This is a genomic window from Actinokineospora iranica (assembly GCF_900101685.1).
Lineage (GTDB): Bacteria > Actinomycetota > Actinomycetes > Mycobacteriales > Pseudonocardiaceae > Actinokineospora > Actinokineospora iranica.
Map to the genome: position 1 here is coordinate 250,176 of NZ_FMZZ01000005.1, position 22,093 is coordinate 272,268.

Here is a 22,093-nt window from a genome sequence, read left to right on the forward strand (position 1 = left end):
CATGAACTGGAGTCGAATCCCATGTCAACAGATATCGCACCGGCCGGGACGGTCCCGCCGACCGACCGGGAGGACAAACCGCGCTGGCTCGCGGTCATCGTGCTCGCCGCCGCGCTGGCACTGGACGCGGGCGGTGTCGCCGTCGTCAACGCCGCCCTGCCGGTCATCGGCGCGGACCTCGGCATCGCCAGCGCCGATCTGCAGTGGACGATGACCTCGTACGCGGTCACCTTCGCGGGCTTCCTGCTCTTCGGCGGCCGGGCCGCCGACGTGCTCGGCAGGCGCACCGTGTTCGCCATCGGCGTCGGCCTGTTCACCCTGGCCACCGTCATGGCCGCGCTCGCCCCGGTCGTGTGGGTGCTGATGGTCGCCAGGGCGCTGCAGGGCGTCGGAGCGGCGCTGTCCGGCCCGGCGTCGCTGGCGCTGCTCACCGAGCTGTTCCCCGAGGGCCACCGGCGCAACCGGGCGCTGGCCGTCTACACCGCCGTCGGCGCGTCCAGCTTCAGCGCGGGCGTGGTGATCGGCGGCGTGCTCACCGACCTCTTCAGCTGGCGCGCGGTGTTCGTGTTCAACGTGCTCATCGGCCTGGTCGTGCTCGCCGCGATCCGCTCGGTGCTGCCCGGCGGCCGGGGCAGCAGGCAGCCGCTGGACGCCGTCGGCGCGACCGCGGTCACCGGCGGCCTGCTCTTGGCGGTGTTCGGGTTGAGCCGCGCGGGCCACGAGGGCTGGGCCGACCCGCTGACGCTGGGCTCGCTGGCGGTGTCGGTGGCGCTGCTCGCCGGGTTCGTCTTCTGGGAGCTGCGCGCCCCCAACCCGCTGCTGTCGCTGTCGATCTTCCGCAAGCCCACGGTGTCCGCGGCGACCGTCGCCGCGGTGGTGTTCTTCACCGCCGTGCTCGCCGTGCTGTTCTTCGCGCCCCTCTACCTGCAAGGACTGCTCGGGTACACGCCGTTGCAGTCCGGCCTGGCGATCCTGCCGATGGGCGTGATCGTCGTCGTGAGCTCGAACATCGCGGGCCGGGTGATGGCCAGGGTCGGCCAGCGCCCGCTGATGATCACCGGCCTGCTGCTGATCGGCGCCGGTGTCGGCCTGTGGGCGCTCACCCCGCTGGCGGGCCAGTACTGGGCGCACGTCTTCCCCGCCGTCGTCGTGATGAGCGTCGGCCAGGGCGTCGCGTTCGCCGGGCTCACCGCCGCGTCGCTGACCGGCGTCCCGCAGGACGAGCACGGCGTCGCGGGCGGGCTCAACGTCACCGCGCAGCAGCTTGGCGGCAGCGTCGGCGTCGCGGCGCTGGTCACCCTGTCCGCGTCGGTCAGCGTCGCGGGCACCCCGGAGGCCGTGCTCGCCGGGTACCACACCGCCTACCTGGCCGCCGTCGCCCTGCTGCTGGTCGGCGTGGTGGCCATCGCCGTGCTCCTGCGTGGCGCGCGGCGGTCCTGAGACCACCTGACTCGGGAGGTTCCGCGCCCATCTTCCGACCCCCGGGAAAGGCGCCGGGACGAGGCGCACGGTCCCCCACTGAAGTTCGTGCGCCGTTCCCCGACTTCGGCCCGGAGGCTCCCCCAGCCTCCGGGCCGAGGGGCAAAGCCCTGTCCGGTCCCAAGTGAGGAGCAAGTGATGGTCAAGTCCGGTCGACTCGGTGTCGCCGCCCTGCTGTTATTAACCGCGGCGTGCGCCGGGACGGAGCCAGCGGCCACGCCACCCCCGGCCGCGAACACCTCCGCCGCTGCCACGGGCACGTCCGCCCCGGCCGCCCCACTGTCCGATGTGGACAAAGAGGCCGCGCCTGCGGTCGCCCAGCGGTTCGCCGACCTGGCGAACGCGGGCGACTCGGCCGGGGTCGCGGCCACCTTCGCCGAGGACGCGCGCTTCGACAGCGTGGGGCGGATCTACCCCTCGCGCGAGGCCATCATGAGCCGCTTCCTCGACCCGGAGGTGATCCGGGCGGGCGGGAAGTACGAGGTCACCGGCACCCGCTGGAACGGCGACCGGTACGTCGTGGACTACCGGTTCACCACGGGCGGCGGCGGCCAGGAAAGCTTCTACTACGAGTTCCTGATCCGCGACGGCCTGATCCGGGACGTGATCGGCCGCTACCACTGATCCACCGCTGGAACCGGGAAACCCCGCCAACGCGCCGCGTGGCGGGGTTTCCCGCGTTTCGCCGTCTTCCCGATATGGCCGACCGATGCGGCGCCGACGGCTAGAGTGGTCGGCTGTGAGCGAGACAGCCTCCTACCCTGACGCGACCGTGAAAGCCTATGACGCCATAGCCTTCCGCTACGCGGAGATGGTGCGCGGCTGGCTCGACGGCGTGCCGCTGGACCGCGCGGTGCTCTCCGCGTTCGCCGAGGTGGTGCGGGCGGCGGGCGCGGGGCCGGTCGCCGAGGTGGGCTGCGGCCCCGGCCATGTGACGGCCCACCTGCGGGACCTGGGACTCGCCGCGTTCGGGGTCGACCTGTCGCCGGTGATGATCGGCATCGCCCGCGACGCCTACCCCGACCTGCGCTTCGAGATCGGTTCGATGGCGGCACTCGACCTGGCCGACGGCGAGCTGGGCGGCATCGTGTCCTGGTACTCGGTCATCCACACGCCACCTCGGGAGCTGCCCGCGTATTTCCGCGAGTTCCGCCGGGCGCTGACTCCGGGCGGCCACCTCCTGCTCGCCTTCTTCGAGGCCGATGGCGGCCCGCTGGCGGTGTTCGACCACAAGGTCGCGCCCGCCTACCGGTGGCCGATTGACGACCTGGCCGAGGTGGCGCGCGACGCCGGGTTCACCGAGTTCGGCCGGATGCTGCGCGCGCCCGGTGCGGACGAGCGATTCCGCAGGGGCCATCTGCTGCTGCGCCTGCCGTAGCCCAGTCGTCCGGCGAGTGTTACTCGCAAACGCGCCCGACCATCGGCGGTTTGACGGTATTTGCCGCGTTTGTCGCCAGTTGCCGTAGTAGCCCGGTGTTCCTGGCCGGGGACGGGCGTCGCTGTCAGCCTGGAAGCAAGGGGAAATTCCCTTTGTGGAAAGGAAAACACGATGGAAACCCGTCAGGTCCGCGAAATCGTCGACAACTGGTTCGGCGCCATCGGCCGCGGCGACATGGCCGCGATCACCGCCGGGCTCTCGCCCTCGATCGTGCTCGAACTGCCGCAGGACCAGTGGAACGCGGTGATCCCGTACCTGGGCACGCACGTCGGCCTCAACGAGGTCGCCGAGGCGTTCCGGATTCGCGCCGAGACGACCGAGGTCCTCGACTACGGCCTGCGCGACCTGTTCGTCGACGGCAACACCGCCTGCGCCGTGGTCTACACCAAGGGCAGGCACACCAGGACCAAGGTGCTCTTCGAGATCGAGGACATCCACAAGCTGGTCCTCAACGAGCAGGGCAAGATCATCCACTGGAAGGTGTACTTCGACCCGAACACCGAGGTCAACGCCTTCAACGCCGACCGCGAGCAGCGGCTGTTCGACGCGGCGGCCCGCGGCGGCGAGGCCGAGGTGGCCGAGCTGCTCGGCTTCGGCGGCGACCCCAACCGGCGCGACGCCGACACCGGCCTGACCCCGCTGATCGCCGCCGCTTCCCGCGGCGACGACACCCTGGTCCGCACCCTGGTCGCGGGCGGAGCTGACGTCCTGGCCACCGAGCGCTCCGGGCAGACCGCGCTGCACAAGGCCGCGGAGCAGGGCAGCGCCGAGGTGCTGCGCGCCCTGGTCCGCGCGGGCGCGCTGGTGGACGCCCCGGTCGCCACCACCGGGCAGACGCCGCTGCACATCGCCGTGCGGCACGGCAACACCGAGGCCGCCCGCATCCTGCTGGAGTCCGGCGCCCGCGCCGACCTGGCCGACCACCTCGGCCGCACCCCGGCGGCGCTGGCCCGCGACCTGCTCGCCCCGGAGGTCGTGAGTGGACTGTTCGGCTGAGTCGGAAATCGCCGCGCGAGAACATGATTCGCGGAAAACCATGAGGGGAGCGAAGACGTGAGCGGGCGACTGGTGGTCGACGACGTCTCACCGGAGATCAGCTCAGGCCGCCACCCGGCGAAAGCGGTTGTCGGAGAACACATTCCCGTGGCGGCGACGGTGTGGCGGGAAGGCCACGACGCGGTCGCGGCGACCCTGGTCTGGCGCGGCCCGGAGCAGGCCGCGGCCGAGATCCGGATGGCGCCCGGCGCCGAGGGGTCGGACCGCTGGCACGCGACCGCGGTGGCGGACCGGGAGGGCGAGTGGACATTCCGGGTGGACGCCTGGAGCGACCCGTGGACCACCTGGCGGCACGCGGTGGCGGCCAAGCTCGCCGCGGGCCAGGGCGCCGCGGAGCTGGCCAACGACCTGGTGGCGGGCGCGGCGCTGCTCGACCGCGCGGCCCGGCGCCACGCGCGCCGCGCCGACCGCCCCCTGCTGCGGGCGGCTGCCGTGGCCCTGCGGCGAGAGGATTACCCGCTGGCGCAACGGGTCGAGCCCGCACTGTCGGCGGCGGTCGGCAAGATCATGCACGACTGCCCGGTGCGTGAGCTGGTCACCCGCGGCACGACGCACCGGATCTGGGTCGACCGGGAACCGGCGCGGATGTCGGCGTGGTACGAGCTGTTCCCGCGCTCGACCGGCGGCGTGGACTCGCGCGGCGAGCCGGTGCACGGCACCTTCGCCACCGCGGCGGGCGAGCTGGACCGGATCGCCGACATGGGCTTCGACGTGCTGTACCTGCCGCCGATCCACCCGATCGGCGAGGTGAACCGCAAGGGGCGCAACAACAGCGTCACCGCCGAGCCCGGCGACGTCGGCTCGCCGTGGGCGATCGGCTCCCGGGCGGGCGGGCACGACGCCGTGCACCCGGACCTGGGGACCGTGGCCGACTTCCGGCGCTTCGTGGACCAGGCCGCAGCCCGTGGCCTGGAGGTCGCGCTTGACCTGGCGTTGCAGTGCGCGCCGGACCACCCGTGGGTCGCCGAGCACCCGGAGTGGTTCACCACCCTGGCCGACGGCACCATCGCGTACGCGGAGAACCCGCCGAAGAAGTACCAGGACATCTACCCGCTCAACTTCGACAACGACCCGGAAGGGCTGCGCGCCGAGATCCTGCGGGTGGTGCTGCGCTGGATCGACCGCGGGGTGCGGATTTTCCGCGTCGACAACCCGCACACCAAGCCGCCGGACTTCTGGCACTGGCTGATCTGGCAGGTCAAGGCCGAGCACCCGGACGTGCTGTTCCTCGCCGAGGCGTTCACCCGCCCCGCCCGGATGCACGGCCTGTCCAAGCTCGGATTCACCCAGCACTACACCTACTTCACCTGGCGCACCGGCAAACAAGAGCTGACGGAGTTCGGCGAGAGCCTGGTCGAGCACGCCGACGAGGGCACCCCGAACCTGTTCGTCAACACCCCCGACATCCTGCACGAGTCGCTGCAGCACGGCGGACCGGCGATGTTCGCGCTGCGCGCCGCGCTGGCCGCGACCCTGTCACCGTCCTGGGGCGTGTACTCCGGCTACGAGCTGTTCGAGCACGAGGCCGTGCGGCCGGGCAGCGAGGAGTACCTGGACTCGGAGAAGTACGAACTGCGGCCGAGGGACTACCGGCGCGCGCTGGCCGAGGGCCGGTCGCTGCAGCCGTGGCTGACCCGGCTCAACGAGATCCGGCGGGAACACCCGGCCCTGCGGCAGTTGCGCACCCTGCGCTTCCACGAGGTCGACAACGACGCCCTGATCGCCTACTCGAAGACCGACCCGGCCACCGGCCACTCGGTCGTCTGCGTCGTCACCCTCGACCCCGACCAGCCGCAGGACGGCACGGTCACCTTGGACCTCGCCGCGCTCGGCCTGCCCGAGGACGCCCGGTTCACCGCGCTGGACGCGGTTTCCGGCGACATCTTCGACTGGGGCGCGGCCAACTACGTCAAGCTCGATCCGCGCCGCGCTGTCGCGCACATCGTCGCGGTGGGAGAACAGTCAGTGGGGGAACAATCAGTGGGGGAACAATGAGCAGCAGGTCTGCGCGACCGCTTCCAGTGGACGGCGAGTGGTACAAGCGCGCGGTGTTCTACGAGGTGCTGGTCCGCGCGTTCAACGACGGAAACGGCGACGGCACGGGGGATCTGCGCGGCCTGGCCGACAAGCTGGACTACTTGCAGTGGCTCGGCGTGGACTGCCTGTGGCTGCCGCCGTTCTACGCCTCGCCGCTGCGCGACGGCGGGTACGACATCGCCGACTTCCGCGCGGTGCTCCCGGAGTTCGGCACCGTCGAGGACTTCGTGCACTTCCTGGACGAGGCGCACAGCCGCGGCATCCGGGTCATCACCGACCTGGTCATGAACCACACCTCCGACGCCCACCCGTGGTTCCAGGCGTCGCGGACCGATCCCGACGGCCCGTACGGCGATTTCTACGTGTGGAACGACGACGACCAGCGCTACCCGGACGCGCGGATCATCTTCATCGACACCGAGACGTCGAACTGGACCTACGACCCGGTGCGGCAGCAGTTCTACTGGCACCGCTTCTTCTCCCACCAGCCGGACCTCAACTACGAGAACCCGGCGGTGCAGGAGGCGATGCTCGACGTGCTGCGGTTCTGGCTCGACCTCGGGGTGGACGGGTTCCGGCTGGACGCGGTGCCGTACCTGTTCGAGGAGGACGGCACCAACGGCGAGAACCTGCCCAGGACGCACGACTTCCTCAAGCTGTGCCGCAAGGTCGTGGACGACGAGTACCCGGGCCGGGTGCTGCTGGCCGAGGCCAACCAGTGGCCCGCGGACGTGGTCGCGTACTTCGGCGACCCGTCCGTCGGCGGCGACGAGTGCCACATGGCGTTCCACTTCCCGCTGATGCCCAGGATCTTCATGGCCGTGCGCAGGGAAAGCCGCCTGCCGATCTCCGAAATCCTCGCGCAGACCCCGGAAATCCCCTCCGGTGCGCAGTGGGGGATCTTCCTGCGCAACCACGACGAGCTGACGCTGGAAATGGTCACCGACGAAGAACGCGACTACATGTACGCCGAATACGCCAAAGACGCGCGGATGAAGGCGAACATCGGCATCCGCCGCCGGTTGGCTCCGCTGCTGGAGAACGACCGCAACCAACAGGAGCTGTTCACCGCCCTGCTGCTGTCGCTGCCCGGCTCGCCGGTGCTGTACTACGGCGACGAGATCGGCATGGGCGACAACATCTGGCTCGGCGACCGCGACGGCGTGCGCACCCCCATGCAGTGGTCTCCTGACCGCAACGCCGGATTCTCCACGTCCGACCCGGGTCGGCTGTACCTGCCGGTGATCGCCGACCCGGTGTTCGGCCACCAGGGCATCAACGTGGAGGCGCAGCGCAGCGCCACGTCGTCGCTGCTGCACTGGACCCGGCACATGCTGTCCGTGCGGCGCGAGCACCCGGCGTTCGGCTTGGGCGCCTTCACCGAACTGCCGTGCGCCAACCCCAGTGTGCTCGCTTACCTGCGCACACACCGCAATGTTGATCGTAGCGACGGCAGTGAAGATATTGTGCTGTGTGTCAACAACCTCTCCCGCTTCCCGCAACAGGTGTCGCTCGACCTGGCCGACTACGCGGGCAGCCTGCCGGTCGAGCTGACCGGGGGCGTGGTGTTCGCGCCCGTCGAGGCCACCCCGTACCCGCTCACCCTGCCGGGACACGGTTTCTACTGGTTCGCCATCTACCGGATGGGAGGCGCCTGATGAGCGCGATCGACCAGCCCGATGTGATCACCCTGCCCGAGGACCTGCGGCCCCGACTGGAGCGCGCGCTGGCGGTGTGGTTGCCCTGGCAGCGCTGGTTCGGCGCCAAGGGGCGTCCGGTCAGCGCCGTGGAGCTCATCCAGGCGACCGAGCTGGCCGACGAGCGGGCCTCCGGCGGCCCGCTCGGCCTGCTCGCCGTGGTCACGGTCCACTTCGCCGACGGCGCGGAGACCGAGCGGTACCTGGTGCCGCTCGGTCTCCGCGCCACCCTGCCGGACAGCTTGGCGGGCGCGGTGATCGCAGGCTTCGACGGCTGCGTGCTCTACGACGCCACCGGCGACCCCGAGCTGAACGCCCTGCTGCTGCTCCTGATCGGCAAGAGCGCGCAGCGCGGGAATGTCCACTTCGTACCCGAGCTGAGCACCGGGTTCGCCGGCGCGAGCCGCCGCGGGCTGGTGGGCAGGCCGCTGGGCGCGGAGCAGTCCAACACCTCGGTCCGGTTCGGCGACCGGTACCTGCTCAAGCTGTTCCGGCGCGCGACCGAGGGGGTGAACCCGGACCTGGCCGCGCACCGCGCGCTGCGCCGGGCCCGGTCCCGGCACATCGCGACCCTGCTGGGCGCGATCGAGGGCGAACTCGCGGGCGAACCGGCGACGTTCGGGATGCTCCAGTCCTTCGCCGCGAACGCGACCGAGGGCTGGGCCATGGCCCTGGCCAGCCTGCGCGACCTGTTCGCCGCGCCGGACGCGCCCGCCGCGGCGGGCGCCGACTTCGCCGCCGAGGCACGGCGGCTGGGCAGCGCGGTGGCCGCCGTGCACGCGGACCTGGCGCGGGAGCTGGGCTCGTCGACGCTGGGCGTCGGCGAACTGGCCCGACTGAGCCAGGACCTGCTGCGGCGGCTGGACTTCGCGCTGTCCGTGGTGCCGGACCTGGCGCCCTACGCCGATCCGCTGCGCGCGGCGTTCCTCGCCGTCGCCGACCTGCCCGCGGGCGTGCCGGTGCAGCGGGTGCACGGCGACCTGCACCTGGGGCAGGTGCTGCGCACCCCGGCGACCTGGCTGGTCATCGACTTCGAGGGCGAGCCTGCCGCGCCGATCGCCGAGCGGATCGCGCCGCAGTCGCCGCTGCGCGACGTCGCGGGGATGCTGCGCTCGTTCGATTACGCCGCGCAGCACCAACTCCGGCTGTTCACCGGCTCGGCGGCGCAGCTGCGGCGCCTCGCCGACGAGTGGACCCGGCACAACCGCGACGCGTTCCTGGCCGGGTACGCCGAGGCCGCCGGGGCCGACCCGGCGGCGCGCCAGGCTTTGCTGACCGCGTTCGAGCTGGACAAGGCCGTCTACGAGGCGGTGTACGAGACCAGGAACCGGCCCGACTGGGTGGACATCCCGCTGCGCGCGGTGCGGCGGCTGGTGGGCCAGGAGGTCGTCCGATGACCGCCGAACTGTCCCTTGTGGATAGTGGAGCGCCGGACCGCGAGCAGGTCGAGGCGCTGGTCGCGGGCACGCACACCAATCCGCACCGGGTGCTGGGCAGCCACCCGCGCCCCAGCGGCGCGGTGGTCCGCGCGCTGTGGCGCGGCGCGGAGTCGGTGACCGTCCTCGCCGACTCCGGCGAGCGGTTCGCCCTCGGCGTGCTGCACCCGGACGGCCTGTTCTCCGGCGTGATCCCCATGCCGCTGACCGATTACCGGTTCGAGGTCGCCTATCCCGGCCGGGTCGACGTGATGGACGACCCGTACCGCTGGCTGCCCACGATCGGCGAACTGGACCTGCACCTGATCAGCGAGGGCAGGCACGAGCGGCTGTGGGACGTGCTGGGCGCGCACCCGCGCCAGGTCGGCGGCGTGTCCGGCACCGCGTTCGCCGTGTGGGCGCCGAACGCGCTGGCCGTCGAGGTGCTGGGCCTGCCCATGCGGCGGCTCGACGCGGGCGTCTGGGAGCTGTTCGCGCCCGGCATCGGCGCAGGCGTGCGGTACCGGTTCCGGGTGCTCGGCGAAGACGGGGTGTGGCGGGAGAAGGCCGATCCGCTGGCGTTCGCCGCCGAGGTGCCGCGCTCGGTCGTGCACGCCACCGAACACCGGTGGCAGGACGCGGAGTGGCTGGCGGCCAGGGAAGCCACCGACTGGTCCCGCGCGCCGGTGAGCGTCTACGAGGTCCACTTGGGATCGTGGCGGCCCGGCCTGGGATACCGCGAACTGGCGGGGGAACTGGCCGAGTACGTCACGGCGCAGGGCTTCACGCACGTGGAGCTGCTGCCGGTGGCCGAGCACCCGTACGGCGGCTCCTGGGGCTACCAGGTGTCGTCGTACTACGCGCCCACGGCCCGCTTCGGCTCCCCGGACGACTTCCGGCACCTCGTGGACGTGCTGCACCAGCACGGCATCGGCGTGCTGGTCGACTGGGTGCCCGCGCACTTCCCCCGGGACGCGTGGGCGCTGGCCCGCTTCGACGGCGCCGCGCTCTACGAGCACCCGGACCCCCGCCGCGGCGAGCACCCGGACTGGGGCACGCTGATCTTCGACTACGGCAGGCCGGAGGTGCGCAACTTCCTGGTGGCCAACGCGTTGTTCTGGATCGAGGAGTTCCACGTCGACGGGCTGCGGGTCGACGCGGTGGCCTCGATGCTGTACCTGGACTACTCGCGCGAGCACTGGACGCCGAACGTCCACGGTGGACGCGAGAACCTGGAAGCCGTCCGGTTCCTACAAGAGCTGAACGCGACCGTCTACAAGCACCACCCGGGGATCATGCTGATCGCCGAGGAATCCACCACCTGGCCCGGCGTCACCGCCCGCACCGACACCGGCGGGCTTGGCTTCGGTCTCAAGTGGAACATGGGCTGGATGCACGACACGCTCGGCTACTTCGGCCGCGCCCCCGAGCAGCGGAGCCTGCCGGACCTCACGTTCTCGTTCAGCTACGCCTGGAGCGAGAACTACCTGCTGCCGCTGTCCCACGACGAAGTGGTGCACGGCAAGGGCTCGCTGTGGCGGCGGATGCCCGGCGACGACTGGAACAAGGCCGCGAACCTGCGCTCGCTGCTGGCTTTCATGTGGGCGCACCCCGGGAAGCAGTTGCTGTTCATGGGGTCGGAGTTCGGGCAGCGCGCCGAGTGGTCGGAGCTCGGCCTCGACTGGGGCCTGCTCGACGAGCCGCTGCACGCGGGCGTCCACCGCCTCGTCGCCGACCTGAACGCCCGATACCGGTCGATCCCGGCCCTGCACACCCTGGACACCACCCCGGACGGCTTCTCCTGGGTCGACGCCCACAGTGACGACCGCGGTGGCGTCCTGGTGTTCCTGCGGCACGGCGACGACGGCTCGGTCCTCGCCTGCGTCGCGAACCTCACCGCCACCCCCCGCGACGACTACCGGGTCGGATTGCCCGCCGCTGGTGTCTGGCGCGAGGTCCTCAACACCGACGCCGCGGCGTACGGTGGCTCAGGCGTGGGCAACCTCGGCGCGGTGACAGCGGAGGAAGTCGGCCACCACGGCCGCCCCGCCTCGGCCGCGCTGCGACTGCCACCTGCCTGCGTGCTGTGGCTGCTGTCGGACAGCTATTCGCATCGGTAATCCCGCCAGGTATTGGACCTGTCACGTTCGGCGACCCTACGTTCGGTGTCGCGGCGAAATCCGCCTCTCGATCGTGACCCTTCAGGAGTGAGCATGACCTCAGAAGACCAGGCAGGCGTTTCCCGCGCCGACGTGCTGCGGGGCCTGGGCGTGACCGCGGCGGGGGTGGCGGCGGCGACGCTGCTCGGCGGCAGCACGGCACAGGCCGCAGAGACGAGCACGGAGCACCCGAACATCCGCCTGATCAACGAGTACTACGCGGTCTACGCCGAGGGCAACCTCAACAAGCTGCGCCGGTTCTTCGCCCAGGACATCCGCTGGACCATCCCCGGCCACCACCCGCTCGCGGGCACCAAGGTCGGCGTCGAGGAAGTGCTCGCGTTCTTCCGCGCGCTCGGCCAGGCCGGGTTCCGCGCCGAGGGCATCTTCCTGGCCGCGCAGGGCGACTGGGTGGTCGACATGCACCGCGGCTGGAGCACCAAGCCCGAGGGCCTGGACATCACCTGGGCGCTGGCGTTCCGCATCCGCAACCGGCGGATCGTTGAGGCCATCAACTTCCCCGGCGACCAGCACGCCGCGGACGCCTACTTCTGGAAGACGTTCAAGCTCACCTCGCTCCCCGGCAGGCTGGACCGCCGGTAGGCCCGGTCAGAGGTGGCTGGTGAGCGTGCGGAGGAACGCGGGATCGGCGGCGGCGGTGACCCGCACGTCGTAGCGGCCGTGGCGCACCGGCCAGTCGACGCGGACGGTGCGCCCCGCCCCGACCCGCACCATCCGGGTCGACCGCTCGTCGGCGAGCCGCAGGGTGACCGCCTGCCCCGAGTTGGCGATCACCAGCTCCACCGCGCCGCGCAGGGGCAGCAGCCGGGCGGCGACCTCGACGCCCGCCGTCGCGGGCGCCGCCGAACTCCCACCAAGACCCGTTGGGGCCCTGGACGGCCACCCGGTAGGCGGCGCCCGCGAGCGTCAGCGGCTCGGTGTGGCTGCCGGAGACGTCCCGGTGGGCCGGTTCGGGGCGTTCGCCCGCGTACGGGTAGATCGCGAAGTGCGCCGACGCGCGGCCGGTGTTGGTCAGCGTCAGGTCGAGCGTGCCGTGCGGCCGGAGCACGCCGGACACGGTCGTCCGGTACGGCACCGGCCGCGCGGGCCGGGTCCCCGGCTCCACGGTCGGCGCTCGCTGCTCGTCCGGCGGCGTCGGGTGCCACCGGGCGATCGGCGCGGGCACGGGTCCCGGCCGCGTCAGCCGCGGCGGTCTGCCCGGCCGGGTGAGGTCGAACGCGCCGGTGAGATCCCCGGCGACCGTGCGCCGCCACGCGCTGATGTTGGTCTCCCGGACCCCGGTCCAGCGCTCCAGCAGCCGCAGCACGGACGTGTGGTCGTACACCGTCGGGTCGACGTGCCCGCCGACCGTCCACGGCGACACGATCGTCATCGGCACCCGCGGCCCCAGGCCGAGCGGCTGCCCGTCGAAGTGCTCTTCGGCGTCGTCCCGCGGCGGGACCGGCGGCGGCACGTGGTCGAAGAAGCCGTCGTTCTCGTCGAAGGTGATCAGCAGCACCGTCTTCGACCAGGTCAGCGGATCGGCGGCGATGGCGTCGAGCACGTCGTAGACCAGGTTGGCGCTGCCCACCGGGGTCGACGCGCCCGGGTGTTCGGAGTCCGCTGCCGTCGGCACCAGCCAGCTCACCCTCGGCAGCCGCCGCGCCGCGATGTCCGCCCGCAGCCTGCGCACCAGCGTGCCCGGCTCGCTGCGGTACGCGCCCCGCTGGAACAGGCGCCGCTCGGCTGGCGTCAGCGCGGCGACCCCGGCGTCGAACCGCCGCAGCGCCCGCGCGCGCTCGTCGGCGGACCGGGCGTGCAGCGAGTCGTAGAACTCTTCCGTGGTGCGGAATCCGCCCTCGACCGCGGTCAGGATCTTGCGCCCGATCGCCTTGAACGGCGCGAAGTACTCCACCGCGTTGTCGGTAAAGCTGTCCCACTCCTGGTAGATCTGCCACGACACCCCCGCCGCCTCAACCCGCTCCGGGTACGTCGTCCACGAGTAACCCGGGTGGCTGTAGGAGTACGCGGCGTTGGTCACCGCCCGCGCGCCGTCCGCCTCGAAGCCGTGGTGCCCGTCCACAGGTAGTTCCGGTTCGGGTTGGTCGACCCGGACACCGAGAACGGCAGCACGACCCCGCCCGCCGGGTTCGGCTGCTCGAACACCGAACCACCCGATGGCAGCCGCAGCGGATGCCGGTCCCCGAACCCGCGGACCCCGCGCAGCGCCCCGAAGTAGTGGTCGAACGACCGGTTCTCCTGCGTCAGCACGACCACGTGCTCGACCGCGTCGAGCCCACCCCGGCGCATCGGCTCGGCCATCGCCGCGTGCACCGACGGCGGCAACAGGGAAGCGGCGGCGGCCCCGGAAATCCCGAGGATTCGGCGGCGCGAGAGGTCGACCATGCCCGAACCTCACCCGGCCGGATGAACACCGGCCCAACCCCGCCGCACACCCCAGTGAAGATCCCGGCGCGCCCACTATCGGGTGAGCCGCCGCGCTTTCGGAAGATCCGTTGCCGTCCTTCGGCTTCGCCGAAACCGCGGTGCCGTTAGTGTCCGGTATAGACTTCTGACGAGAGAATGGATTGTCTTCGCTTATGTCGCTCCTGGCTGACGTGGCCGCGGCGTCGTTTCGGATCTTCGACGTCGCGCGCACCACCCCGCTCGACCACAATCTCCGGCTGTCGGAACGGACCGGCGCGGAGATCTGGCTCAAGCGGGAAGACCTGCAGGTGGGCCGGTCGTACAAGATCCGCGGCGCCTACAACGTGCTCGCGCAGCTCGACGCCGACGCCCGCGCGGCGGGCGCGGTGTGCGCCAGCGCGGGAAACCACGGCCAGGGCTTCGCCTACGCCTGCGCGCGGCTGGGCATCCGCGGCCGGGTCTACGTGCCCGGCACCACCCCCCGGCAGAAACGCGACCGCATCACCGCCCTCGGCGGCGCCGCGATCGACCTCGTCGTGACCGGCGACACCTACGACGACGCCGCCGCGGCGGCGATCGAGGACTCCGGGCGGACCGGCGCGACCCTGGTGTCGGCCTTCGACGACCCGCGCACCATCGCCGGGCAGGGCACCATCGCGGTGGAGATCGTGGAGCAGCTGCGCCGCGCCCCCGATGTGGTCGTGGTCCCGGTGGGCGGCGGCGGCCTGCTCGCGGGGGTGGCGAGCTGGTTCGCGGCCAAGCACCCCGCGGTGCGCGTGATCGGCGTCGAACCCGCCGGGGCCGCGAGCATGGCCGCGGCGCTGGCGGCCAACGAGCCGGTGTCCCTGAGCCGGGTCGACACCTTTGTCGAAGGCGCCGCCGTCCGCAGGGTCGGCGACAAGACTTTCCCACTGGTCCGGGACAGCAACGCCACCCTCACGACTGTCGCAGAGGGCCGGGTCTGCACCGAAATGCTCGACCTGTACCAAATCGACGGGATCATCGCCGAGCCCGCGGGCGCGCTCGCCACGGCGGCGCTGGACCACCTGGCACTCGACCAGGGCGCCACCGTCGTCTGCCTGCTGTCCGGCGGGAACAACGACGTCAGCCGCTACTCCGAGGTCATCGAGCGCTCGATGGTCCACAGAGGACTGCGCCACTACTTCCTGGTGGACTTCCCGCAGGAACCCGGAGCGCTGCGCCGTTTCCTGGACGAAGTCCTCGGCCCGGACGACGACATCGTCCTGTTCGAGTACGTCAAACGCAACAACCGTGAAACCGGCCCCGCCCTCTGCGGCATCGAACTGGGCGAGCCGGAAGCCCTCGACGCCCTGCTGAAGCGCATGGAGGCCAGCCCCATGCGCTGCCAGGCCGTGGAACCGGACACCGCACTGCACCGCTTCCTGCTGTGACCGAGCGCCAACAGCCACAGCAAGCCGCGCGCGTGCCCTACACCAGCTTTGTCGACGTCCTGCTGCTGTTGGTCCGCGACGGGCATGTCCTGCTCGCCCGGCGCCACAACACCGGCTACGCCGACGGCCAGTGGAACCTGCCGTCCGGCAAGCTGGAAGAAGGCGAAGACGTGGTGGCCGCGGTCATCCGCGAGGCCCGCGAGGAAGTCGCCATCGACCTCGACCGCGGCGACCTCGACATGGCCACGTCGGTCCACTGCCGCAACCCCGAAGGCGAAGCCAGGGTCGGCTTCTTCTTCCACGCCCGCCAGTGGCGCGGCGAGCCCGGCAACGCCGAGCCGCACAAGTGCTCGCGCATCGAGTGGTTCCCCGTCGACCGACTCCCCGCCGACACGGTGCCCTATACCCGGGCGGGCGTCGAGCAGTTCCGGCGCGGCGAGCGATTCGGCCTGCACGGCTGGCCATGACACCCCTGGGCGAGCCCGGGTGGGCCCGCCCAGGGGCCGTGTCAGCGGCTGCCGGTCAGGCGAACTGGCCGACCCGGTAGTCGCCCGCGGGCTGCCCCACGATGACGTTCGCCCGGTTGAACGCGTTGATGAGGGCGATGAGCGACACCAGGGCGCCCAGCTGCTCCTCGTCGTAGTGCTTGGCCGCGTTCGCCCACGCCGCATCGGTGACACCACCGGCCGCGTCCGCGATGCGCGTGCCCTGCTCGGTCAACTCCAGGGCGGCGCGCTCGGCCTCGGTGAACACCGTCGCCTCCCGCCACGCCGCGACCAGGTTGAGCCGCACCGCGGTCTCCCCCGCGTGCGCGGCCTCCTTGGTGTGCATGTCGGTGCAGAACCCGCACCCGTTGATCTGACTGGCCCGGATCTTCACCAGTTCCTGCGTCGCCGCGGGCAGCCCCGATCCCGAGACCACCTTGCCCGCCGAGACGATGTGCTTGAGGAACTTGGCCACGACCGGGTTGCCGAAGAGGTTCAGACGAGCATCCATTGGTGCACTCCTTGCCGTAACTGCTGGGTACACCTGTCTGACTGACCAGCCCGCCAAGATGTGACAGACCTGAATGTGACCCGCGGCACGCCTGCACGTGCCCTCGCAAGGTCACCACAGTGGCACCAGACCGCGAACCCGTTCGGGCGCGCCAGCGCCTGAACCTCGGGGGTCTGGGGTCTGGGGTTTGAGGGCGTGGTGACCACGACGGTGCCACCAGGAGATCCGGGGAATGGCGACCACGGTGGTGCCAAGCCGGGGACCGTTCGGGCGCGCCAGCGCCCGAACCTCGGGGGTCTGGGGGTCGTCCCCCAGAAGCAATGACGGCCGACATGGCTCGCGCTCTCCGCGAGCACATGCCGCCCGAGGCCGTGGGCCGCCCGGGGCTCGAACCCGGAACCTACTGATTAAAAGTCAGCAGCTCTACCGATTGAGCTAACGGCCCCCTCGGGGATCAGTGTAGCGGGCGGCGCGACTGGCCCCCTAGGCCGCTGTGGCAGGCGTCGGAAACGGTCCGGGGCTATTCGCCTGCGGTGTCGTCGGTGAGGGCGTAGTGGGTCACGTCGTCTTCTGGGAGGGTTCGGCCTGTTTCGTAGGCCGCGTCGAATGCTTCTTCGCCCAGGGCGGTTTTGGCCAGTTCCAGGTACTGGAAGTGCGGTCCGGCAAGGGATTTCGCCGCTTCCGGGGAGCTGCCGACGGCGGACCACATGGCGGCGGCCGCGCCGAAGAGGGTGGCGGCTCGGGTGTGGCGGCCCTGGCGGGCGGTGGCCCAGGCGAGGGTTTCCAGGTGGTGGGCGCGGCTGAAGGGGCTGTTCAGGGTGAGTTCGCCGCGGATGCCTTCCCTGGCGGCGGTGACGGCTTTGGCGGGGTCGCCGTAGATGGCTTCCAGGCAGGCTTGGCCGTAGTGGGCCATGGCTTGGTAGTAGGTGTCGCCGCTGGTGGTGGCCAGGGTGAGCATCCGGGTGATCGAGGCTTGGGCCGCGGGGAGGTCGCCGGTGGCTGGGGCGGCCATGGCGTGGATGAACAGGGGGTGCAGTTCGCGGCGGAGGTCGCCTTCCGCGCGGAAGGCGGCGGCGGTGGCCGCGGCGAGGGGGGCCGCCTGGGCGAATCGGCCGCGCAGCAGGTCCCGGAAGCAGCGGACGTAGGCGATGTGGTTCTTGGTGGGCTGGTCGCGGGGGAGTCTGGCCGCTTGGGCGAGTCTGGCGTTGGCCGCGTCGAAGTCGTACTGCCACAACGCGAAGAGGGCGCTGACGCTCAGGGCGAGGGGGCGGTTGGGGTCGTCGTCGGCGGTGGTGGACAGGGCGCGGTCGAGCCAGAGGCGGGCCTCGCTGTTGAAGCCGCGCAGCGTCCAGTACTCGTCGATTCTGGTCATCATGCGCAGGGCGACGGTTTCCTCGCCGGGCACGGACACCGACCAGCCCAGGGCGGCGCGCAGGTTCCCGTGGTCGTGGCGGAGCCGGTCCAGCCAGGTGAGTTGGCGGGGGCTGGTCCAGTCGGCGTCGGCCTGTTCGGTGAGGCGGTCGAACCAGTCGCGGTGCAGGCGGCGGACTCTGGCGAGGTCGCCCGCTTCCTCAAGGCGCTCCTGGCCGTACTCGCGCAGCGTCTCCAGCATCCGGTACCGGGTGACGCTGTTGTGGGCTTCGCGCAGCAGCACCGATTTGTCGAGCAGGCCGTCGAGGAGGTCGAGCACGCCGTCGCGGTCGAGGCCGAAGTCGCCGCACACGCGTTCGGCCGCGTCGAGGTCGAACGACCCGGCGAACACCGACGCCCGCGCCCACAGGGTCCGCTCGTCGGCGGTGCACAGGTCGTGGCTCCACTCGATCGTGGCCAGCAGGGCCCGCTGCCGCGCTGGCGCGGTGCGGTCGCGGGAGGTCAGCAGCGACAGGTGCGCGGTGAGCCGGTCGAGGATCTGGCGGGGGGACAGCGACTGGACGCGGGCCGCGGCGAGTTCGATCGCCAGCGGCAGCCCGTCGAGCCGTTCGCACAGGCGGGCGATGTCGGCGCGGTTGTCGTCGGTCACCTGGAAAGCCGGGTCGACCATCGACGCCCGGTCCACGAACAGCCGCACGCCGTCGAACGACATCAGGTCGGCGGGGATCTCGCCGTCGCGGGGCACCGGCAGTGGCGGCACGCGCACTATCTGCTCGCCGTTGATGGTGAGCGACTGCCTGCTGGTGGCCAGCACCGTCACACCGGGGCAGCCGGTGAGCACGGCCTGGACGAAGTGGACGCAGCTGTCCACCAGGTGCTCGCAGTTGTCCAGCACCAGCAGGGCCCGGCGGTCGCGCAGGTGGTCGAGCACGGCTTGCTCGGCGGGTGCCCCGGACTGGTCCCGCAGGCCGAGGCGGTCGGCGACCAGCGTGCCCAGCAGGGCGGGGTTGCGCAGTTCGGCGAGGCCGACGAACACCACGCCGTCGGGATAGGTGGCGGCGACCTCGCGGGCGACCGTGGTGGCCAGCCGGGTCTTGCCGACGCCGCCCGGCCCGGTCAGCGTGACCAGCCGGGCCGTGGTGAGCAGGTCGCGGACCCGGGCGTCCTCCCGGTCACGACCGAGGTAGCTGGTCAGCTCGACTGGCGGCCCACCGGCCAACTTGCCGCCACCACCTTTGCCAGCGCGCGGACAACGTGCCGCCAATGTAGCCGATGCCCAGGTGGGACGCTGGCACGGTGGGACCGCCGCGGGCGGCGGTCCCACCGTGCCGGGGCGGTCAGGAGTGCGCGCAGGTGTCGCGGTACTCGGCCAGTTCGGTGTTCACCGGGGCCGGGCAGAGCAGCCTGTCGTAGCGGGTGTCGTCGTCGACGAACCGCTTCAGCCAGGCGACGCTGAGCCCGCCGATCATGGGGTTCTCGACGGTGAACGTGCCGTGGGTGGCCGCGCTGACCTCGGCGTAGGCGCGTTCCCTGGCGTTGGTCATGCTGGTGTAGAACCGCTCGGCGTGCTGTCCGACCTGGGTGACGGTGTCCCGGGACCCGCCGATGATCATCGTGGGCGCGGTGATCTCCGGCCAGGTCTTGTCCGTGTGGTACGGGGCGAGCGGGACCGCGGCCTTGACGCTGGTCCGCGTCGCCGCCGCGGCCAGCGCGCCGCCGCCGCCCATGGAGTGGCCCATGACCGCGAGCCGCTTCGGGTCGATCTTGCCGCGCACCGACCGCGGTGAGCGGGTGGTGAGGTAATCGAGCGCGGCGAGGATCTGCCTGCCGCGGGCGGCGGGCTGGTCGTACCTGGAGTTCGTGGTGATGGTGATGACGACGAAGCCCTGCGAGGCCAGGCGTGGCCCCAGCCAGGCGACGTGCTGCTGGGTGGAGACGTATCCGGGGGAGATGGCGACCGCGCCGAAGGTGCCCTGGCTGGTGTCGGTGGGGTAGTAGACCGTGCCGCCGCCGAACCCCCAGGCGGCGAAGTCGGAGACGGTGTGGGTCGCGTAGGCGAACGGGCCGCGCGCGGCGCGCACGCTGTCCCACGTGGGCTCCGGCCCGCGCTGGTAGGTCGGCGCGAGCGGCGCGGCGTTCGCGGCGGTGGTGGTGGGGATGACCGCGGCCGCGGTGAGCGCGAGCGCGGCGGGGATGACGGCCAGCGACGCCTTGATTCGGGATTTTCGCACAGCTGCTCCTTTGTAGGGGGCAATTCCTTAGTGGACGGTTCCGAGATAAGCGTCCGAGACCGCGCTGTCGCGCAGGAGCGCGGTGACCGGGCCGGAGGCCGCGACCTTGCCGTGCGCGAGGACGTAGGCGGTGTCGCAGAGGTGGCGCACGAGCCGCACGTTCTGCTCGACCAGCACCACGGCCGTGCCGTCGTGGGCGATGTCGGCGAGGATTGCGGCCACCTCGTCCACGGCCACCGGGGACAGGCCGCTGGACGGCTCGTCGAGCAGGACCAGCTTGGGCTCCGACATCAGCGCCCGGGCGATCGCGACGGCCTGCTGCTGCCCGCCGCTGAGCCTGCCCGCCGCCTCCGCGCCCCGGTCCCGCAGCCAGCCGAACCGGTCGTAGGCCCGCGCGAGCCGGGCCCGCCGCACCTTGCGCGGGTGGCCGTAGGCGCCGAGCAGCAGGTTGTCCTCGATCGACATGTTCGGGAACAGCCTGCGGTTCTGCGGGCACAGGGCGATGCCCGCTGCCACCAGCGCCCCGGTGTCGTGCCCGGTGACGTCCACCCCGGCGAGGGTGATCCGCCCGCCGCGGCGCGGGGCCTGGTTGTGGATGCCCAGCAGCGTGCTGGTCTTGCCTGCGCCGTTCGCGCCGAGGACGCCGGTGACGGCGCCCGCCTCGGCGTGCAGGCTCACGCCGCGGACGGCCACAGTGGGGCCGAACGCGACGGTGAGGTTGTCGACAGTGAGCATCGTCAGGCCTCTCCCAGGTAGGAGGCGATGACCGCCTCGTCGGCGCGGATCTGCTCCGGTGTGCCCTCGGCCAGCACCGCGCCCGCCGCCATGACCAGCACGGTGTCGGCCAGCGGCATCAGGAACTGCATGTTGTGGTCGACCACGACCACCGCGACGTCCAGCTCGTCGGCCGCCCGGCGCACCGCGTCGGCGAGAGCGGCGGCCTCCGCGGTGTCCATGCCGACGGCGGGCTCGTCGAGCAGCAGCACCCTGGGCCCGGTGGCCAGCGCGAGGGCGATCATGGCCAGCCGCTGGGCGGCGCTGGTGAGCGACGCGCACGGCTGGTCGAGCAGCCCGTCGAGGCCGAGCAGGTCGGCGAGCCGGTCGTCGGACCACGCCTGCCGCCCCCGCCGCTCGCCGTGCGCGAGGCGCAGGCCCTCGCGCAGCGTCCACGAGCCGAACAGGCGGGTCGTCTGGAACGTGCGGGCGATCCCGGCGTGGACGGCGCGGTGCGCGCCCTTGCCGGAGGCGACTTTCCCGTCCAGGGTGACCGTGCCCGAGGTGGGCTCGTGGGTTCCGGCGAGGACGCCGAGCAGGGTCGTCTTTCCCGAGCCGTTGGGGCCGATCAGCCCGAGGACGCTGCCCGCGTCGAGGGTGAACGACACGCCGTCCACGGCGGCGACTCCGCCGAACCGCTTCACGACCCGGTCGACTGTCAGCAGCGCGCTCACGCGACCGCCTCCTTCCGGCGGACTTTCCGCGTCAGCGCGGTGATTCCGCCCAGGATTCCGTTGGGCGCCAGCAGGGTGACCGCGATGAACAGCACGCCCAGCACGATCTGGCTGACTCCGGGGCCGAGGTTCAGCAGCTGGGTGAGCCCGATGACGACGAGCGCGCCGACCACCGGGGCCAGCAGCCGTCCCGCCCCGCCGAGCCCGAGCGCCACGAACATCAGGAAGCTCTGCACGAAGGTGAACTGCGACGGCGCGATCACCCCGTTGTACTGTCCGAAAAGGACTCCCGCCCAGGCGGCGAACCCGGCCGAGACGACCACCGCGAGCAGCTTCACCCGCGCGGTCGGCACGCCCAGATGCTGCGCCAGGTCCTCGTCCTCGCGGATGGCGCGCAGCCGGTCCCCGAAGCGGCTAACCGAGATCAGGTGGAACACGGCCAGCCCGGCGCCGACGGACACGGCCAGCAGCACGACCGTCGCGTCCAGCGAGTAGCCCAGGTCGACCGGCCGCCCGGTCGGCCCGCCGGTGAACTCCGCGGCGTTGGTGAACACCAGGAACGCCACGGCGGTGAAGAACATCGTGCCGATCGCGAAGTACTGCCCCCGGGTCCGGCTGAACACCAGCGCGACCAGGAACCCGACGAGCATGATCGCGGCCACCGAGACGACCGCGGCGACCGTCATCGACAGCCCCTTCTCCAGCAGGATCGCCGAGAGGTAGGCGCCGCCGCCGAAGAACGCGGCGTGCGCCATGCTCGGGTAGCCGCCCAGGCCGAGGATGACGTTGAGGCCGGTCAGGGCGATCGTCCACACGACGACCAGCAGCGCGACCTGCCCCTGGTCGCCCTGGAGTCCGGTCAGCGCCAGGTACGCGAGGACGCTCAACAGTGCCGAACTGCCCAGCGCGGAGGCGTGCTTACGCATG

At 71.7% G+C, this 22,093-nt stretch carries 19 protein-coding genes and 1 tRNA gene; 11 read left to right on the forward strand and 9 right to left on the reverse strand.

The window, feature by feature from the left end:
• Window positions 1-21 precede the first annotated feature (21 nt).
• From BLS56_RS13085 to BLS56_RS13125, 9 genes are all read left to right on the forward strand, one after another.
• Window positions 22-1,440, forward strand: coding sequence for an MFS transporter (locus tag BLS56_RS13085; protein ID WP_091450282.1), 1,419 nt, complete (start codon window positions 22-24; stop codon window positions 1,438-1,440).
• A 177-nt stretch (window positions 1,441-1,617) separates the two neighbouring features.
• Complete coding sequence (locus tag BLS56_RS13090) at window positions 1,618-2,103, forward strand: nuclear transport factor 2 family protein (protein ID WP_091450283.1); 486 nt, start codon at window positions 1,618-1,620, stop codon at window positions 2,101-2,103.
• Between the two features lie 85 nt (window positions 2,104-2,188).
• A complete protein-coding gene (locus BLS56_RS13095) occupies window positions 2,189-2,857 on the forward strand; it encodes a class I SAM-dependent methyltransferase (RefSeq protein WP_175482801.1) in 669 nt (222 codons plus the stop codon).
• 171 nt (window positions 2,858-3,028) lie between these two features.
• Window positions 3,029-3,913, forward strand: coding sequence for an ankyrin repeat domain-containing protein (locus tag BLS56_RS13100; RefSeq protein ID WP_091450285.1), 885 nt, complete (start codon window positions 3,029-3,031; stop codon window positions 3,911-3,913).
• A 57-nt stretch (window positions 3,914-3,970) separates the two neighbouring features.
• A complete protein-coding gene (locus BLS56_RS13105; RefSeq protein WP_091450286.1) occupies window positions 3,971-5,968 on the forward strand; it encodes a maltotransferase domain-containing protein in 1,998 nt (665 codons plus the stop codon).
• On the forward strand, window positions 5,965-7,668 hold the full coding sequence (gene treS, locus BLS56_RS13110) for a maltose alpha-D-glucosyltransferase (protein WP_091450287.1): 1,704 nt from the start codon (window positions 5,965-5,967) through the stop codon (window positions 7,666-7,668). Before BLS56_RS13105 ends, treS begins: the two co-directional genes overlap by 4 nt.
• Window positions 7,668-9,104, forward strand: coding sequence for a maltokinase N-terminal cap-like domain-containing protein (locus tag BLS56_RS13115; RefSeq protein ID WP_091450288.1), 1,437 nt, complete (start codon window positions 7,668-7,670; stop codon window positions 9,102-9,104). Before treS ends, BLS56_RS13115 begins: the two co-directional genes overlap by 1 nt.
• The gene (glgB, locus tag BLS56_RS13120; RefSeq protein WP_091450289.1) at window positions 9,101-11,242 is read left to right on the forward strand and encodes a 1,4-alpha-glucan branching protein GlgB; all 2,142 of its coding nucleotides are present in this window, start codon (window positions 9,101-9,103) and stop codon (window positions 11,240-11,242) included. The genes BLS56_RS13115 and glgB overlap by 4 nt, the downstream gene beginning before the upstream one ends.
• A gap of 93 nt (window positions 11,243-11,335) precedes the next feature.
• Window positions 11,336-11,884: a nuclear transport factor 2 family protein gene (locus BLS56_RS13125; RefSeq protein WP_091450290.1), complete on the forward strand. Its 549-nt coding sequence runs from the start codon at window positions 11,336-11,338 to the stop codon at window positions 11,882-11,884.
• On the opposite strand, the gene BLS56_RS32240 is transcribed toward BLS56_RS13125, so the two are convergent.
• On the reverse strand, window positions 11,850-13,364 hold the full coding sequence (locus BLS56_RS32240; protein WP_456049124.1) for an alkaline phosphatase family protein: 1,515 nt from the start codon (window positions 13,362-13,364) through the stop codon (window positions 11,850-11,852). The genes BLS56_RS13125 and BLS56_RS32240 overlap by 35 nt on opposite strands.
• Window positions 13,319-13,687: an alkaline phosphatase family protein gene (locus BLS56_RS32245; RefSeq protein WP_228771599.1), complete on the reverse strand. Its 369-nt coding sequence runs from the start codon at window positions 13,685-13,687 to the stop codon at window positions 13,319-13,321. The genes BLS56_RS32240 and BLS56_RS32245 overlap by 46 nt, the downstream gene beginning before the upstream one ends.
• A 194-nt stretch (window positions 13,688-13,881) precedes the next feature.
• Here BLS56_RS32245 and ilvA point away from each other — a divergent pair, with 194 nt between their 5' ends.
• Window positions 13,882-15,120 carry a threonine ammonia-lyase IlvA gene (gene ilvA / locus BLS56_RS13135; RefSeq protein WP_091450291.1) on the forward strand — a complete coding sequence of 413 codons (1,239 nt, stop codon included), beginning with the start codon at window positions 13,882-13,884 and terminating at the stop codon, window positions 15,118-15,120.
• A 32-nt stretch (window positions 15,121-15,152) separates the two neighbouring features.
• Window positions 15,153-15,587: an NUDIX hydrolase gene (locus BLS56_RS13140; RefSeq protein WP_091450420.1), complete on the forward strand. Its 435-nt coding sequence runs from the start codon at window positions 15,153-15,155 to the stop codon at window positions 15,585-15,587.
• A 55-nt stretch (window positions 15,588-15,642) separates the two neighbouring features.
• Here BLS56_RS13140 and BLS56_RS13145 read toward each other — a convergent pair whose 3' ends face one another.
• The 7 genes from BLS56_RS13145 to BLS56_RS13175 all read right to left on the reverse strand — a co-directional run bounded on the left by BLS56_RS13145 (window position 15,643) and on the right by BLS56_RS13175 (window position 22,092).
• Window positions 15,643-16,116, reverse strand: coding sequence for a carboxymuconolactone decarboxylase family protein (locus BLS56_RS13145; protein ID WP_091450292.1), 474 nt, complete (start codon window positions 16,114-16,116; stop codon window positions 15,643-15,645).
• A gap of 372 nt (window positions 16,117-16,488) precedes the next feature.
• A tRNA-Lys gene (locus BLS56_RS13150) sits at window positions 16,489-16,561 on the reverse strand.
• Window positions 16,562-16,636: 75 nt separating this feature from the next.
• Window positions 16,637-18,706, reverse strand: coding sequence for an ATP-binding protein (locus BLS56_RS13155; protein WP_175482802.1), 2,070 nt, complete (start codon window positions 18,704-18,706; stop codon window positions 16,637-16,639).
• A 118-nt stretch (window positions 18,707-18,824) separates the two neighbouring features.
• Entirely contained in the window at window positions 18,825-19,718 is an 894-nt protein-coding gene (locus BLS56_RS13160) for an alpha/beta hydrolase family protein (protein ID WP_228771600.1), read from the reverse strand.
• 27 nt (window positions 19,719-19,745) lie between these two features.
• Entirely contained in the window at window positions 19,746-20,453 is a 708-nt protein-coding gene (locus tag BLS56_RS13165; RefSeq protein WP_091450295.1) for an ABC transporter ATP-binding protein, read from the reverse strand.
• A 2-nt stretch (window positions 20,454-20,455) separates the two neighbouring features.
• A complete protein-coding gene (locus tag BLS56_RS13170; protein WP_091450296.1) occupies window positions 20,456-21,166 on the reverse strand; it encodes an ABC transporter ATP-binding protein in 711 nt (236 codons plus the stop codon).
• Entirely contained in the window at window positions 21,163-22,092 is a 930-nt protein-coding gene (locus tag BLS56_RS13175; RefSeq protein WP_091450297.1) for a branched-chain amino acid ABC transporter permease, read from the reverse strand. Before BLS56_RS13175 ends, BLS56_RS13170 begins: the two co-directional genes overlap by 4 nt.
• Between the last annotated feature and the right edge of the window lies 1 nt (window position 22,093).

What these genes read in the sequence shown, in the direction of transcription:
- BLS56_RS13115 (WP_091450288.1), top strand. Translation starts at nt 7,668, where the DNA reads ATGAGCGCGATCGACCAGCCCGATGTGATCACCCTGCCCGAGGACCTG.
- ilvA (WP_091450291.1), top strand. Translation starts at nt 13,882, where the DNA reads ATGTCGCTCCTGGCTGACGTGGCCGCGGCGTCGTTTCGGATCTTCGAC.
- BLS56_RS13175 (WP_091450297.1), bottom strand. Translation starts at nt 22,092, where the DNA reads ATGCGTAAGCACGCCTCCGCGCTGGGCAGTTCGGCACTGTTGAGCGTC.
- BLS56_RS13090 (WP_091450283.1), top strand. Translation starts at nt 1,618, where the DNA reads ATGGTCAAGTCCGGTCGACTCGGTGTCGCCGCCCTGCTGTTATTAACC.
- BLS56_RS13165 (WP_091450295.1), bottom strand. Translation starts at nt 20,453, where the DNA reads ATGCTCACTGTCGACAACCTCACCGTCGCGTTCGGCCCCACTGTGGCC.
- BLS56_RS13100 (WP_091450285.1), top strand. Translation starts at nt 3,029, where the DNA reads ATGGAAACCCGTCAGGTCCGCGAAATCGTCGACAACTGGTTCGGCGCC.
- glgB (WP_091450289.1), top strand. Translation starts at nt 9,101, where the DNA reads ATGACCGCCGAACTGTCCCTTGTGGATAGTGGAGCGCCGGACCGCGAG.
- BLS56_RS32245 (WP_228771599.1), bottom strand. Translation starts at nt 13,687, where the DNA reads ATGGTCGACCTCTCGCGCCGCCGAATCCTCGGGATTTCCGGGGCCGCC.
- BLS56_RS13145 (WP_091450292.1), bottom strand. Translation starts at nt 16,116, where the DNA reads ATGGATGCTCGTCTGAACCTCTTCGGCAACCCGGTCGTGGCCAAGTTC.
- treS (WP_091450287.1), top strand. Translation starts at nt 5,965, where the DNA reads ATGAGCAGCAGGTCTGCGCGACCGCTTCCAGTGGACGGCGAGTGGTAC.
- BLS56_RS13085 (WP_091450282.1), top strand. Translation starts at nt 22, where the DNA reads ATGTCAACAGATATCGCACCGGCCGGGACGGTCCCGCCGACCGACCGG.
- BLS56_RS13125 (WP_091450290.1), top strand. Translation starts at nt 11,336, where the DNA reads ATGACCTCAGAAGACCAGGCAGGCGTTTCCCGCGCCGACGTGCTGCGG.
- BLS56_RS13095 (WP_175482801.1), top strand. Translation starts at nt 2,189, where the DNA reads ATGCGGCGCCGACGGCTAGAGTGGTCGGCTGTGAGCGAGACAGCCTCC.